The following is a 14,957-nucleotide window of genomic DNA, read 5'->3' as shown; positions in this document are numbered from 1 at the left end:
CTGATCTTATGGATGTCGATTTGAAACATGCCTCCCACAGCTATTTGGATGATGCCGAAGTCAAAAGGTTAATTGCTTTGAGTCAATCCGGAGACGCGCTCGCCAGAGAAACCCTGGTGAACTGCAATATCCGTTTGGTTTGGTCCGTTGTGCAGCGCTTTTTGAACCGCGGGTATGAAGCCGAGGATCTGTTTCAAATTGGCTGCATCGGATTGTTAAAGTCGGTCGACAAATTCGATTTATCCTACGATGTCAAATTTTCTACATATGCAGTCCCTATGATTATTGGTGAGATACAGCGTTTTCTTCGGGATGACGGGACTCTGAAGGTGAGCCGTTCCTTGAAGGAGCTGGCGAATAAAATTCGCAAAACGAAGGATGAATTGTCCAAGCGCAATGGTCGTCTGCCAACTATTACCGAGGTGGCTAACGAGCTGCAGATTTCTCCTGAAGATGTTGTCTTTGCGCAGGAAGCGAATAAGCCATTGTCTTCCATTCACGAGACGGTATTTGAGAATGACGGCGATCCGATTACACTAATGGATCAAATAGCGGATGATGCCCAGGATAAGTGGTTCGAGAAGCTGGCGCTAAACGAAGCGATCGGGAGCTTATCGGAACGGGAGCGACTGATTGTTTACCTTCGTTATTTCAGGGATCAGACGCAGTCCGAGGTTGCGAGCCGCTTGGGAATATCCCAGGTTCAAGTCTCCCGACTTGAGAAAAAAATATTGCAGTCGATCAAAGACCAAATAGCCCAATAGGCTGTTTGGTCTTTTTGTCTGCGGCAGAATACAAAAACCGGACTACTTGTGGATATGAACACGCACAAGTCATCCGGTTTTTGTTAGGTATTCTCTTGTTAACGTGCTCTGGATTCATCCATAAACAAATATTTCAGGCAGTATAGTCCGGACAAGCCGACAAGTGTATATACAATGCGGCTGATACCTGAAGAAGTACGATGGATATCTCCACCGAATATAGCCGTCACAAGGTCCCATTGGAATAGACCCACAAGCAGCCAGTTCAAAGCTCCGATGATAACTAGCGTTAAAGCTACTTTACCCATTTGAAACACCCTTTCTTGGAAATGAGAGTCTGTGTCATATCTTTAATCTTTCATAAATAGCAAAAATTTATGCAAGCCTTCAAGTGAATTTTTGGCAAGGGAGCAAATGACTATGAGTGCCGTTAATTATTCATACTATGGGATAAATGCACAAGGGAGTGAATGGGATGAACGCTGCTTCCAATCCAACCTTGTATATCCGATTGCGCAAACGGGTTTGCGTACGCCGGGGTGAGGCGATCTACCTTGGCAGGATAGCACAATTGTTGGTCGATACGGATTACGAAGAACCGTTGAAGAACTTATTGCTTCATCAGCCTAAGGAAAATGAGGGCAATAAAATATTAATCGATATGATGCTTATCGTTAAACATGTGAAAAAGCTGTATCCATTTTTTCAAATTGAGCATTTCGGTGAGCCGCATTGTTTAGTCGATATCTATGAATCACGCAAGCCGCCTAACATCATCCAGATTATCTTGGTCTGGTTTCTTTTGTTTATCGGCTCAGGGCTGGCCATAATGAACTTTCATGCCGATGTCAGCATGGCTGAAGTGCATCAGAGAATTTACCAGCTGCTTACCGGTAAGTGGGTTCAGCATCCATTGATTTTGCAAATCCCTTATTCAATTGGGATAGGAGTCGGAATGATTGTCTTTTTTAATCACCTTTTCAAAAAGAAGTTCAACGAGGAGCCGAGTCCTCTCGAGGTTGAAATGTTTTTGTATCAAGAAAATGTCAACACTTACGTAGTGACGGAGGAGTACGCCAAAATCCATGAAACGAGGGATCGGCAATGACCGGATGGTGGACGATACCGCTTCAAATATTTATCGGTTTGGCGGGCGGTATCGCGGTAGGCAGCGGGATGGTTGCTTTTCTCGTCGTTCTTGACGTCATCCCCAGGCTGGCACAAATATCCCGGACCTATCATTTGATCCGCTGGTATGAAATGTCCGTAATAGCAGGCTCCTTGTTTTTTACATTATCCGATTTTTTTAATTGGTCGTATTCCTTCTTTCCGATGGCTGCAGGCTTATTTGGGTTGTTCGCAGGAGGTTTTGTAGGAATGCTGGCAGGGGCGCTCACGGAGGTAGTGAATGTGCTGCCTATTTTGACCAAAAGAATTGGAATGGGTTCTTATATGATCTGGCTTCTAATGGCCATGATATTCGGGAAGGTGTTAGGTTCCTTGCTGGATTGGTTGAATTTTCTAGGTTAGTACAGATGTAGGAGGGAGATGGCGCATCATGAAAAAAATTCCAATAAGACCCAAACAACTATCCAGCCGCGAAGAGGCGGGCGAAGAAGCGAAGCTTGAAATTGACCGAGAGGGCAATATTATTTCGTCTTACGACTGGATGCCTCCGGAGTTTGAAGAGAAGGCGAAGCAAGAGGAAAACAGGTCATCGGGAGAGTTGGCTCAGTCCAACGACAATCAACCCAAGGAAGAACGTATTCCGGATGATTTCAAGCAGCTTGTAAAGCTTCTGGAGAAAGAAGTCGGCTTGAATCAAAGCTTTGACGTCGTGTTCAGAGAAATGGTGTTCGGAGGTTACAAGACGGGGATTTTTTATTACAACGGATTCGCTAAGGATACGGTTCTTACGATGATACTCGACCGTATGTCAGCTGCGGAAATTTCAAACCGGACACTGGAAGGCAAGATTACGGAATCCCCGGTTTCTCATCAGGTTACAGGAGGCAAAGGACAAGACGCGGTTCAACTGTTTATGGATGCGATTATTCCACATATTCAGGTGAAAGAAAGCAATAAGCTAAGTGAAGTGATTGATAACGTATCTATGGGTGCTAGCGGATTTTTCTTTGAGGGCTCTACCACGGCGATTATTGTGGATGCTAAAACTTTCCCTGTCAGGTCCACAGAAGAACCTGATTTAGAACGGGTAGTGCGAGGAGCAAGAGACGGATTCGTCGAGACATTGCTCACTAACGTCACGTTAGTCAGACGCCGTATACGCGATCCGAAGCTGAAGCTGGAAATGCTAAGAGCAGGGAGAAGGACTCATACCGATATTTGTTTAGCTTATATCGATGATATATGTGACCCGGCCCTGGTGGAATCGGTGCGCGATAAAATTCAAAAGGTGGAAGTAGATGGACTGCCTTTGGCCGAGAAGCAGCTTGAGGAAGCAATAGTCGGAAAGAGCTGGAATCCTTACCCGATGGTTCGTTACTCCGAGAGACCGGATATCGTCTCCGTCCATTTGCTTGAAGGACATGTCGCTATATTCGTCGATACGTCACCAAGCGTTATTATATTGCCGACAACGTTTTTTCATCACGTCCAGCATGCGGAAGAATACAGACAAACCCCAACCGTGGGAACTTACTTGCGATGGGTTAGGTTTATCGGGATTGCAGCTTCCATCTTTTTGCTACCGCTTTGGTTCCTGCTCGTTACTTCTCCTGAGCTTAAGCCAGCTGGATTAGAGTTTTTGGGTCCTCAAAAATCGGGCAGACTCCCTTTGCTGGCACAGTTTCTAATAGCTGAGCTAGGGATTGATTTGATGAGGATGGCCGCCGTACATACCCCTTCGCCATTAGCAACTGCGATGGGTTTGGTTGCTGCTATTTTGGTGGGTGACGTTGCGGTTAAGAGCGGTCTGTTCGTCAATGAAGTTATTTTATACTTAGCTATCGCTGCGGTAGGAACGTTTGCGACTCCTAGCTATGAGCTCAGTCTTGCAAACCGTTTGGCTAGGCTCGGTCTATTAATCTTGGCGGCGATATTTAAAGTGCCAGGCGTGGTGGCAGGCTTCACCTTACTTCTGGTGTATCTCGCAACGAGAAGGTCTTATAACGCACCCTATATGTGGCCGTTCATTCCGTTCAATTTTAAGGCGCTGAACGAAATTATCGTACGCCGTCCGTTTATGGCACGTAAAAATCGTATGAGCTTAACGCAAACGACGGATAACACGCGGCAGCCGAAATCGTAAGGTTATCGAACTAACCTGTGCCCATTATCAAACAATAACATCGTTTCTCTTATTGTCAGCCTGCGTTCGGTTATGGTACCTTAGAAGTAATGCTCAGGGGGAAGAGGGAAACCGAAATGTACTTACATGGAACCAGTAAAATTAATGATAAAGGGCACCTCCAAATAGGCGGCTGCGATACGGCAGAACTCGTCGAAAGTTTTGGCACGCCGTTATATGTTATGGATGAAGATTTGATACGCCAAAGATGCGGCGAATACGTAGAAGCTTTCCGTGCTTCCGGCTTGAAATTCCAGGTTGCTTATGCGAGCAAAGCATTTTGCGTGATGGCTATGTGCCGTATTGTGGAAGAAGAGGGGATGTCGCTTGACGTCGTTTCTGACGGTGAGCTGTACACTGCCCTTCAGGCAGGATTCCCTGCCGAACGAATCCATTTCCACGGCAACAACAAGTCGCCGCATGAAATTGAAATGGCTATTGATGCCAAAATCGGCTGCTTTGTCGTTGACAACATGGTAGAGCTCCATTTGTTAAACGCGATTGCCGGTGAGAAACGCCAAAAAGTTAAAATATTATTCCGTCTAACGCCTGGCGTTGAGGCGCATACCCACGAATACATTTCAACGGGGCAAATCGATTCCAAGTTCGGTCTGGATTTGGATAACGGGTCTGCATATCGTGCGATACAAGAAGCGATTCAGCTTCCGAACATTGAGCTGTTGGGAGTACATTCTCACATAGGCTCGCAAATTTTTGAAGTCGAAGGCTTCCAACTGGCTGTAGATAAAGTCATTGCATTTGCGGCCAAAGTCAGAGAAGAATTAGACGTTGTGTTCAGTGTCGTCAACTTGGGTGGCGGCTTCGGTATTCGTTATGTAGATGGAGACACTCCACTTCCAGTCAGCAAATATGTTGAAGCTATTACGCAATCGATCAAAACCAACTTTAGCAAATTCAACTATCCTACACCGGAGATTTGGGTTGAACCGGGCCGCAGTATTGTTGGTGAAGCGGGTACGACTCTTTATACAGTCGGTACCTACAAGGATATCCCTGGAGTGCGCAAATACGTTGCCGTGGACGGCGGAATGACAGATAATCCGCGCCAAGCGCTGTATGAATCTCGTTACGAAGCGATGCTTGCTAACCGAGCAACCGAAGCTGAGGATGAACTGGTTTCCATCGCAGGCAAATGCTGTGAGAGCGGCGATATGCTCATCTGGGACGTCAATCTGCCTAAGGTTAACAGTGGGGACATTTTAGCTGTTTCCTGCACAGGTGCTTATAACTACGCTATGGCAAGTAACTATAACCGTATCCGCAGACCAGCCGTAGTGTTTGTAAAAGACGGGCAAGCGGATGTCGTTGTGCAGCGTGAGTCCTACGACAATATTGTCGGAAATGATGTTATCCCTGCGCGCATGAAACAAGTAACTAAAATGGTGTAATTTTATCAGAGCCGGCTCTGGTGAACTGCCAGAGACTCGGCTTTTTTTGCTGAGCGGAAATACTAATTTGTGAACGCGTTCCGGTTATAGTACAATAGGACACATTGAATAATAAAGGAGTGTACATATTATGGCAAAACAAGCTCAAATCAAATTGGCAAACGGTAGCGAAGTCGTTATCGATTTGTTTGAAAAAGACGCACCTAACACGGTTGCAAACTTCGAGAAATTGGCAAACGACGGTTTCTACAACGGTTTGGTATTCCACCGTGTCATTCCTGGCTTCGTAGCACAAGGCGGTTGCCCTACAGGTACTGGTACAGGCGGTCCTGGCTACAAAATCAACTGTGAAATCAACCCTAACAAGCATGAACGCGGTTCCCTTGCAATGGCACATGCTGGACGCAACACAGGTGGCAGCCAATTCTACATTTGCTACCAACCGCAGCCGCATTTGGACGGTCAACATACTGTATTCGGAAAAGTGGTTTCCGGTATGGAGCATGTAGACGCATTCCAAGGCAGAGATCGTATGGAAACAGTAAAAGTAGTCGAAGTATAATAAGCGACTATAAGGCATAAGGCCGAAAGCCCTATCATTTAGGGTTTTCGGTTTTTTTTGTGTCTATGAATAATTTCTTTTCATTCCCAGTTCATTTTCAGCTTTTTTTCAAGTATTGTTTAATAGACATCTTAGATTACTAGAATGAAAGTAGGTTATCACCTTGGATAGCAATCAAGGCTTGCCCTTGCAACCAAACCGAGCCGCAACCGGTAAGAAAGCCCGTAAGAGACGTACAAAACGCAAAGTGACCTATACCCTACTGGTGTTGATACTACTTGCGCTGACAGGGCTCATATGGTTTTACGGAACTACATCCGGTTCTACGATTCGCTATATGATGGCAGACACACTGATTACAACGCAGCACCGCCAATGGGCGAAATATCTGATCGGTGAGGAAGAGTTGAATCGCAGAGTCAGTGATTATGAGAAGAAATTCGATGAGATGGCTCAGATCAAAGACCAACACAACATTGATCTGGAGAACAAAGCTAACAAAAATGTGGAGATTGAAGACATAGAGGGAAAGAACTTTAAAGGACACATTATGTATGTCCACGATCCCAAAATGGTCCGGGTTGTGACCACAAGTATTGTCGGACAGGGAGAGCAAATTTTAAGCATGGTTCAGCGGACCAAAGCAATAGCTGGTGTGAATGGAGGAGCTTTTGATGATCCGAACTGGGACGGCAATGGCTTTAAGCCGGCTGGAATCGTTATGTCTGGCGGTAAACTGCTGTACAGTGATGTGGGGATGGAAGACCCTGTCAATGTCGTAGGCATCGATAAAAAGGGTCTTATGGTCGCTGGGCGATACAAGCCATCTGAGCTGCTGGAAATGGGCGTGAGAGATGCCGTAACCTTCCAGCCCAAATTTATCGTTAACGGCAAGGGACTTATCAAGAACCAAGCTGATGGCTGGGGGATTGCACCGAGAACCTGTATGGCTCAGAAGCAAGATGGGACGATCATGTTCGTTGTTATTGACGGACGTCAGCCGGGGTATTCCATTGGGGCAACCTTGTATGATGTGCAAAATATTTTGCTGGATAGAGGAGCCGTCACAGCTGCCAACCTGGATGGAGGCTCATCGTCTGTCCTTGTGAAAGATAATCAGGTGGTCAATAAGCCTTCGAGCAGCTACGGGATGCGTTATCTGCCTACCGCTTTCTTGGTATTTAGCAAACCGGATCAGGTCAATGTGAAGAACATATGGGAAAATATTGATATGGATCACTTTAACTCTTCCTACAAGCCATTTAATCCATAATCTAAGGTTACTAATCTCCCCTGATGAAGGTCGGTAAGGAACCCCTGATGATGAAAAAAAGCCGAAACTCTTTGGTATTAAAGGGTTTCGGCGTTCTTATTCCTTTAAGGAAGCTATTACTTGACTTCAAAAGCATAACAGTTGATAAAGATGAATTCAAAATAAGCAAGACCTCCGTTAGATAAACGGAAGTACATCGGTCTTATCTCTTGGATTTTTTTCTCAGATTCCGAGTTCTTACTGAAGCCGTAGGTATATTGCAAAATTCATCACGTTCTGTGCAAGTGACAATGTGTTTTATTACTGGAACACAATGATGACAATTAACAATTTCGATTGGTTGGATAACCTGTAGCAATTGAGGATGATAAAAATCTCGATAAACTACTCTAGAGGGTATGTTAGATATTAACTATTGGACTGTACAAGTATCTTAAGCCAAATACACTATAAACATCAGCCGTTGTTAAAAGGTGAGTCTTAGGATGAATACTGTGAACGTTTCATTGATGGGAAGCTGTCAGCATAGCAAATAAAACCCTAAGTCTTGCTTTTTTTAAATTCTGGTGTTAATATTTGTACTCAAACAATCGATTATTTTATAGTGTTCTTAATGCTTATTCAGACCTTGAAATAATTGAGAGTTACTACCGTTAATTCTGTTAACTATCGATAACTAACGGTAACTAAATTTTATATGTTTATCCTTCGGGGCGGGGTGCAATTCCCCACCGGCGGTGATGTATTGCGATGAATCGCAATGCTTAGTCCGTGACCCGCGCAGTGGCTTTGGCCACAGCTCGGCTGACTCGGTGTAATTCCGAGACCGACAGTATAGTCTGGATGGGAGAAGGAAAAATGCAAAACGGCGATATTTCGTCGCGGCTGTTAATGAAACTGTAGGGATCATTTTCATAAAAGGGAAATGCTTATTTCCGTATGGCTGATCGGTGAAATCTGCCTTAGTGAAAATCCTCTTTTGTTAATCTTATTTAGCCGTGTCGTATGGAGCTTTAGTTATGTGTTTTTTGCGTATGCCTATCAAAGCCAGGCCCCTTTTCTCATGAAGAAAAGAGGGCCTTTTCTGTTTGATCTGAAGGAAAATGCAAGCCGCAAGTAGGAAGGAGATGGAGTGGTGGAGCTGATTAACGATGAGTTCTATATGAAGCTGGCTATTCAACTTGCCGAAGGAGCTTCAGGCCAAACAGGCATCAATCCTGCCGTAGGTTGCGTGCTTGTGAAGGAAGGCCGTATCGTCGGGATGGGTGCCCACCTGAAGCGTGGAACGCCTCATGCCGAGATCCACGCGCTGCAGATGGCCGGGACTGAAGCAGAAGGCGCGACAGCCTACGTCACCCTGGAGCCCTGCAGCCATCATGGCAAAACCCCGCCTTGCAGCGACAGACTCATTAAGGAGAGGGTGAAGCGGGTTGTCGTTGGATGTACGGACCCGAATCCGCTAGTAGCCGGAAACGGTATTGAACGCTTGAGACAGCATGGTATTGAAGTAAGTGTCGGTTTACTGCAAGAGCAGGCAGCATCATTAAATGAAGCCTTCAACAAGTATATTGTGTCTAAGAAGCCTTTTGTCACGCTGAAGACGGCCAGCACGCTGGATGGGAAGATTGCATCGAGAACCGGTGACAGCAAGTGGATAACGAATCCTGAATCCCGAGCCTTCGTTCATACGCTTCGCCACAGAAACCAAGCGATCATGGTTGGTGTAGGAACCGTCTTAAGCGATGACCCTCTTCTGACAACCCGATTGGATGTGCCTGCGCTGAATCCTATCCGAGTCATCGTGGATTCCAAGCTTCGAGTGCCTCTCAAGGCTCAGGTCGTTACGGATCGGTCTGCGGAGACAATCATTCTAACAACAGCGGATATGGATGCGGAGAAACGCCGTGCACTAGAAGCAGCCGGTATAACGATTCTCGTCTGCGGAGAAGGCTCCAGGGTCGATTTGCCTAAAGCAATGGAACTGTTGGGTGAAAGGGAGATTGCATCCATCCTGCTTGAAGGAGGAGGGCAACTGAACGGCGCAATGCTTGAGCAGCAACTGATTGATAAAATGCTGCTGTTCTTTGCACCCAAGATTATTGGCGGAGGATCCGATGCATCATCCAACTTCCAGTTTGCCGGTTTCGAGTTGATGAAAGAGGCAATCGAGTTAGAACGGGTTTCAGTAAAGCAATTTCAAAAGGATGTTTGTATCGTCGGATATCCTACATACGGGAGCGAGGTGAGTATACCGGATGTTTACGGGCATCATTGAAGAAATGGGTACGATGAGAAGAATATCGAGGCAAGGACAAGCGATGATTCTAACCGTTGGCGCTAAAAAGATACTGGAAGACGTGCATTTGGGTGACAGTATTGCCGTTAATGGTGTTTGCTTAACGGTAGTTCAATTCGATGAATCATCGATTACAGTCGATGTTATGCCGGAGACGTTCCGCAAAACCTCTTTGCAAAAGCTGCATGTGGGTGAATCAGTAAATTTGGAGAGGGCCATGCTGGCAGGGGGACGGTTTGGAGGTCATATCGTACAAGGGCATGTTGATTCCACCGGAGTCATTACAAGTAGGCATCAGGAAGAAAATGCCGTGGTGTTCCAGGTAGAGCCGACCGAGCTGTCCATTCTGAAGTACATGATTCCTCATGGTTCTATTACGATTGACGGCATTAGTCTCACCTTGGTTCAAGTAACGGAGCAGCGGCTTACGGTCTCTATCATTCCGCATACACTTGCCCAGACGGTTCTTCAACATAAAAAAGCCGGTGATGAAGTGAATCTGGAGGCTGATGTCCTGGGCAAATATATGGAGAAGCTGCTGACACACCGTACATCAGGAAATGGCGAATCTTCACGAAGTCGGGGAACTTTGACAGAATCATTTTTGGCGGAGAACGGATTTATTTAAACCACCTAGAAAGGCAGGAGTGAACATGGAAACTTCGTTTCAGTTTCATACGATCGAGGAAGCCATTTATGATTTGATGCTGGGCAAAGTGGTAATCGTAGTCGATGATGAGGACCGCGAGAATGAAGGAGATTTTATCGCTCTTGCAGAGAAAGCGTCCCCCGAGATTATTAATTTTATGATCAAGGAAGGCCGCGGCCTTGTTTGCGCCCCTATCACCGAAGAGCGCGCTCAAGAGTTAGAACTGCCTCCTATGGTTTCAAGGAATACGGATTACCACGGAACAGCCTTCACCGTTTCGGTGGATCATATAGAAACGACCACCGGCATTTCTGCTTCAGAACGGTCAATGACGGTGAAATCACTTATCGACCCTATGACAAAACCTCATAGCTTTCGGCGTCCTGGACATATTTTTCCATTGATCGCCAAAAAAGGCGGTGTGCTTCGCCGTGCAGGCCATACCGAAGCGGCTGTAGATTTGGCACGATTGTGCGGCGCTTATCCTGCAGCGGTCATTTGTGAAATTATTAAAGAAGACGGGGAAATGGCTCGCGTCCTTGAATTAATGGAATTTAGCCGTAAGCATGATTTGAAAATCATTACAATTCAAGATCTGATTCAGTACCGCAACCATAAGGAGAAGCTGGTCAAGCGCGAGGTAGAAGCGAAGCTCCCAACCGATTATGGAGTTTACACAGCAATTGCTTACTCTAATGTGGTGGATCAAAAGGAGCATGTGGCTCTAGTCAAAGGTAAAATTGACGGTTCCGTACCTACGCTTGTAAGAGTCCATTCCGAGTGCTTGACCGGAGATGTATTTCATTCGCACCGGTGCGATTGTGGGCCTCAATTGGATGCGGCTTTAAAGCAAATTGATGAGGAAGGCTCTGGCGTGCTGCTCTATATGAGGCAGGAGGGCCGCGGGATTGGTCTTATCAACAAGCTTAAAGCGTATGTTCTGCAAGAGCAGGGGTTGGATACGGTGGATGCTAACTTGCAATTAGGCTTTCCTCCGGATTTGCGGGATTATGGAATCGGCGCACAAATATTGAAGGATCTAGGTATAACAAAAATCCGGTTGTTAACGAACAATCCGCGTAAAATTAAAGGTCTTGAGGGCTATGGTCTAACCGTAGTGGAGCGGGTTCCGATCCAAATGGAAGAGAATGAGTCGAACACGAACTATCTGCACACGAAGCAAGAGAAGCTAGGTCATATGCTAAAATTTTAACATTTGTCGAAAAATACACATTTTCTTAATAAAAAATGATTCGTTGGAAGGATGTTGTAAAAACATGGCGAAAATATACGAAGGACATTTGATTTCAAAAGGTTTAAAATACGGTATCGTCGTTGGACGGTTTAATGAGTTTATTACAAGCAAGCTGCTTGGCGGTGCGCTGGATGCATTGAAACGGCATGGAGCTACTGAAGAAGAAGTCGAGATCGCTTGGGTTCCAGGAGCTTTTGAAATTGCTTTGATTGCGCAAAAAATGGCGGAAAGCGGCAAGTATGATGCAGTTATTACGTTAGGTGCGGTGATCCGCGGATCCACTCCGCATTTTGACTATGTATGCAACGAAGCAGCTAAAGGAGTTGCTGCAATCAGTCTAAAAACCGGCGTACCGACTATTTTCGGCGTATTGACAACAGATTCCATTGAGCAGGCGGTTGAACGCGCTGGTACTAAAGCCGGCAATAAAGGCTGGGAAGCAGCTACGACGGCAATTGAGATGGCGAATTTGACCAAACAGCTTTCCTAAATTACAATGGATAATTAGGGCGATGCGCAAACCTTGTCATAAAAGGATGAAAAGGCTCGCCGAGTGCTGCTTTCGAAGATGATTTTTCTTCGAAAAATCTTAGGGGGAAATTCTACTTGGAAAAGGTTACATACAAGCTGGATACGTTTGAAGGCCCCCTCGATTTATTGTTACATTTAATTGATAAATCAGAAATTGATATCTATAACATCCCGATCAAAGAAATAACCGATCAGTACATGGAATATTTGGATGCTATGCAGGAGCTGGAGCTGGAGGTTACAAGCGAATTTCTCGTCATGGCGGCGACGCTTCTGTCGATTAAAAGCCAAATGCTCCTGCCTAAGCCTCCGGTTATAGAGATGGATTACGATGATTATATGATGGATGAGGATTATGATCCGCGCGCCGAGCTTGTCGCGAAGCTGATCGAGTATCGTAAGTATAAAGCGATAGCTGATCATTTGAGAGATAAGGAAGCGGAGCGGAGTCTGATCTACACGAGGGAACCGGAGGATTTAACCCAATACGTTCCTGTCATAGTTGAGAATCCGGTAAAAGGGCTGCATATAACGGACTTGGTACGTGCGTTTCAGAGAGCTCTGAACCGCATGTCCAGCCGGAATATGGTTGCCAAGATTCGCAAGGATGAAATTTCGGTAAAGGACCGGATGAGAGAGGTAGTTCAGTATTTGGAGGAAGCCGGGGGCAAAGTGTTATTTTCCAAATTAGTGGACAACGAGACGACCAAAGAAGGGATTGTAACGACTTTTTTGGCTTTACTCGAGTTAATGAAAGTAAAAGTTGTCGTCTGCTATCAATATAAATTATTTGAGGATATTGTGATTCAGGCAAGAGAGGAAGGAACAGCAAATGGATTTTCAACAGATGAAGTCAGTTATTGAGGGCTTGCTGTTTGTGGCAGGAGACGAGGGTCTGGATGTCAAGCAGTTGGCTGAAGTATTAGAGCAAAATACTGATTTTGTCAGAGAACTTGTGCTGGACCTTCAGGCTGATTTTCGAAGAAGCGGCCGCGGATTACAAATCGTTGAATTAGCAGGTGCTTATCAGTTAACAACACTCCCGGCTCATGCTCCTTATTTTGAACGGCTGGCATACTCTCCATCCCGTTCTTCTTTATCTCAAGCCGCATTGGAAACTTTAGCGATAGTGGCTTACAAGCAGCCGATTACAAGGGTTGAAATTGAAGAGATTCGTGGAGTTAAGGCAGATCGTGCGCTGCAAACGCTTGTAGCCAAGGATTTGATTCAAGAGGTTGATCGGGCGGATGCACCAGGTCGTCCTATTTTATATGGAACAACCAAAGCGTTTTTGGATTATTTTGCTTTGGGTACTATCGACGAGCTGCCTGAAACTTCGTTATTTCAAAATGATGACAATTTGGAAGAAGAGACAAGATTACTTTTTGAAAAGCTGGACGGTCAGCAAATTACATTCGAGGACGTATCCCAATCCGAATAGCAATACAGTTTTAAATCTGCGCATGTTTTACCATCACAGGGCTATACTAACTCCTAAATGAACGGAAGCGGTGCTTCTTGAATAAGGAGTTATTTTTGCTTTGTACAAAATGCTAAACGTATCGTTCCGGTGCGTTGGCCCCGAAGTTGGGGAAGGTAATGACCTGCGGGAGGTAGAACATGATTTGGCCTTGGATTTTGGGAGCTGTAGTTGTCCTTATTGTTTTCTTGGCTTGCAGCAGTATGCAATGCAGGTTTACCGTCGTTCGTAAACAGCAGGATGATGAGATTGTTGTAGATTTGCATACGATGTATGGATTAGTGAAACAACGCATAGCCATTCCGGTTATCAAGTTTTTGAATCTACAAGAGGGTGTGAATTTAAAAACAGAGGTTGTTAACAAATCCAACAATCAGCTTATGCAAGGAAAACAAAGCAACATTACACACCATACGATTAAAGAAGCCTTCAATAATTTCCAATTGCTGTTGGCTCATTGTTTTGAGTTTAACAGTTGGTTTAGAGAAACACTCCGGCATGTGCGCTGCACCGAATTTTATTGGAAATCAAACGTTGGAATCGGAGATGCAGCAGAAACGGCGATGACTGCTGGGATGGTGTGGGGCCTTAAATCTTCAATCTTAGGTTATTTGTTCCGCTTTGTGCAGCTGGAAACCAGACCTGTTATCCAAGTCGTTCCTCAGTACAATATGGTCACTTTTTCATCGGAAATTCAGGTGTTGGCAAAAATTCGCGTTTATGAAATCATTCTCGCCTTATGCCGGTTATTGTTCCGCATCATGAAGGTGAAGGGCGGTCTGCGGATGTGGCGCAAAGTACTGTTCAAAGCTTCGTAATAAAATCGCGGCATGCGGTGTTCTTTAATAATTTACCATTACATAGGCCCCTCTTCTTCGGGAGATGCTAAAGATGCGACAGGATTCTAAGTATCAAGCGATGAGACGCAGAGGAGGAGACTATTTTGACTACACATCCGATCGAAGGCTTAATGAAGGTTGCAATGGAAAACATCAAGGAAATGGTTGATGTCAACACCATCGTCGGCGACCCGGTAGAAACTCCGGACGGCAGCGTAATTATGCCGATCTCCAAAGTAGGCTTTGGTTTCGCGGCAGGAGGCAGCGAGTTTGCAACGGATGAAAACAATGTTGGAAGCCATCGGAATGATTCGATGAATGCACAGGTCGCACTGCCTTTCGGTGGAGGTAGCGGCGGTGGGGTATCCATTACACCAATTGCATTTCTAGTCGTTGGCAAGCATGGTGTTAAAATTGTACCGTTGGATAATCAGACACATTTGCTGGAGCGTCTTATCGATTCAGCGCCAACGGTAGTGGATCGTATTCAAAGCATGATGAAGGGCAACAAGACCGGAGCGACCGAAAATGGTGCGCACGTGACGAACAATATAGAGAACCAAAATTTCATTGTTTAGCGGCATTTTAT

The 14,957-nt window shown here is 45.4% G+C and carries 16 protein-coding genes and 1 riboswitch; of the genes, 15 read left to right on the top strand and 1 reads right to left on the bottom strand.

Features of this window, described 5'->3' with window-relative positions:
- Positions 1-8 precede the first annotated feature (8 nt).
- On the top strand, positions 9-764 hold the full coding sequence (gene sigF, locus QMA13_RS21015; RefSeq protein WP_282935694.1) for an RNA polymerase sporulation sigma factor SigF: 756 nt from the start codon (positions 9-11) through the stop codon (positions 762-764).
- A gap of 98 nt (positions 765-862) precedes the next feature.
- Here the strand turns inward: sigF and QMA13_RS21010 are convergent, their stop codons facing one another.
- Positions 863-1,072, bottom strand: coding sequence for a DUF378 domain-containing protein (locus QMA13_RS21010; RefSeq protein ID WP_282935693.1), 210 nt, complete (start codon positions 1,070-1,072; stop codon positions 863-865).
- 167 nt (positions 1,073-1,239) lie between these two features.
- Here QMA13_RS21010 and QMA13_RS21005 point away from each other — a divergent pair, with 167 nt between their 5' ends.
- The 14 genes from QMA13_RS21005 to ytfJ all read left to right on the top strand — a co-directional run bounded on the left by QMA13_RS21005 (position 1,240) and on the right by ytfJ (position 14,946).
- Positions 1,240-1,872, top strand: a complete 633-nt coding sequence (locus tag QMA13_RS21005; protein WP_282935692.1) for a stage V sporulation protein AA — start codon at positions 1,240-1,242, stop codon at positions 1,870-1,872.
- Positions 1,869-2,294, top strand: coding sequence for a stage V sporulation protein AB (locus QMA13_RS21000; protein ID WP_282935691.1), 426 nt, complete (start codon positions 1,869-1,871; stop codon positions 2,292-2,294). The genes QMA13_RS21005 and QMA13_RS21000 overlap by 4 nt, the downstream gene beginning before the upstream one ends.
- Before the next feature lie 28 nt (positions 2,295-2,322).
- A complete protein-coding gene (locus QMA13_RS20995; protein WP_282935690.1) occupies positions 2,323-4,035 on the top strand; it encodes a spore germination protein in 1,713 nt (570 codons plus the stop codon).
- A gap of 116 nt (positions 4,036-4,151) precedes the next feature.
- Positions 4,152-5,483 carry a diaminopimelate decarboxylase gene (gene lysA / locus QMA13_RS20990; protein ID WP_282935688.1) on the top strand — a complete coding sequence of 444 codons (1,332 nt, stop codon included), beginning with the start codon at positions 4,152-4,154 and terminating at the stop codon, positions 5,481-5,483.
- A 130-nt stretch (positions 5,484-5,613) separates the two neighbouring features.
- The gene (locus tag QMA13_RS20985) at positions 5,614-6,045 is read left to right on the top strand and encodes a peptidylprolyl isomerase (protein ID WP_282935687.1); all 432 of its coding nucleotides are present in this window, start codon (positions 5,614-5,616) and stop codon (positions 6,043-6,045) included.
- A 157-nt stretch (positions 6,046-6,202) separates the two neighbouring features.
- The gene (locus tag QMA13_RS20980; RefSeq protein ID WP_481858237.1) at positions 6,203-7,318 is read left to right on the top strand and encodes a phosphodiester glycosidase family protein; all 1,116 of its coding nucleotides are present in this window, start codon (positions 6,203-6,205) and stop codon (positions 7,316-7,318) included.
- Between the two features lie 700 nt (positions 7,319-8,018).
- Positions 8,019-8,177, top strand: a riboswitch (FMN riboswitch).
- 276 nt (positions 8,178-8,453) lie between these two features.
- On the top strand, positions 8,454-9,593 hold the full coding sequence (gene ribD, locus QMA13_RS20975) for a bifunctional diaminohydroxyphosphoribosylaminopyrimidine deaminase/5-amino-6-(5-phosphoribosylamino)uracil reductase RibD (RefSeq protein WP_282935684.1): 1,140 nt from the start codon (positions 8,454-8,456) through the stop codon (positions 9,591-9,593).
- Positions 9,574-10,242, top strand: a complete 669-nt coding sequence (ribE, locus tag QMA13_RS20970; protein ID WP_282935683.1) for a riboflavin synthase — start codon at positions 9,574-9,576, stop codon at positions 10,240-10,242. The genes ribD and ribE overlap by 20 nt, the downstream gene beginning before the upstream one ends.
- 25 nt (positions 10,243-10,267) lie before the next feature.
- Complete coding sequence (locus QMA13_RS20965; protein WP_282935682.1) at positions 10,268-11,476, top strand: bifunctional 3,4-dihydroxy-2-butanone-4-phosphate synthase/GTP cyclohydrolase II; 1,209 nt, start codon at positions 10,268-10,270, stop codon at positions 11,474-11,476.
- 64 nt (positions 11,477-11,540) lie between these two features.
- Positions 11,541-12,008, top strand: coding sequence for a 6,7-dimethyl-8-ribityllumazine synthase (gene ribH / locus QMA13_RS20960; RefSeq protein ID WP_282935681.1), 468 nt, complete (start codon positions 11,541-11,543; stop codon positions 12,006-12,008).
- Between the two features lie 116 nt (positions 12,009-12,124).
- Positions 12,125-12,913, top strand: a complete 789-nt coding sequence (locus QMA13_RS20955) for a segregation and condensation protein A (RefSeq protein ID WP_282935680.1) — start codon at positions 12,125-12,127, stop codon at positions 12,911-12,913.
- Complete coding sequence (gene scpB / locus QMA13_RS20950; protein ID WP_282935679.1) at positions 12,882-13,490, top strand: SMC-Scp complex subunit ScpB; 609 nt, start codon at positions 12,882-12,884, stop codon at positions 13,488-13,490. The genes QMA13_RS20955 and scpB overlap by 32 nt, the downstream gene beginning before the upstream one ends.
- A gap of 179 nt (positions 13,491-13,669) precedes the next feature.
- Positions 13,670-14,347 carry a DUF2953 domain-containing protein gene (locus tag QMA13_RS20945; protein WP_282935678.1) on the top strand — a complete coding sequence of 226 codons (678 nt, stop codon included), beginning with the start codon at positions 13,670-13,672 and terminating at the stop codon, positions 14,345-14,347.
- 125 nt (positions 14,348-14,472) lie between these two features.
- Positions 14,473-14,946 (top strand): GerW family sporulation protein, encoded by a 474-nt coding sequence (gene ytfJ / locus QMA13_RS20940; protein ID WP_282935677.1) that lies wholly within the window; start codon positions 14,473-14,475, stop codon positions 14,944-14,946.
- Positions 14,947-14,957: the final 11 nt, after the last annotated feature.

This window comes from Paenibacillus sp. RC67 (genome assembly GCF_030020805.1).
Classification (GTDB): Bacteria; Bacillota; Bacilli; order Paenibacillales; family NBRC-103111; genus Paenibacillus_S.
Note: the sequence above shows the minus strand (reverse complement) of the source record. Positions and strands in the feature narration are given on the sequence as shown.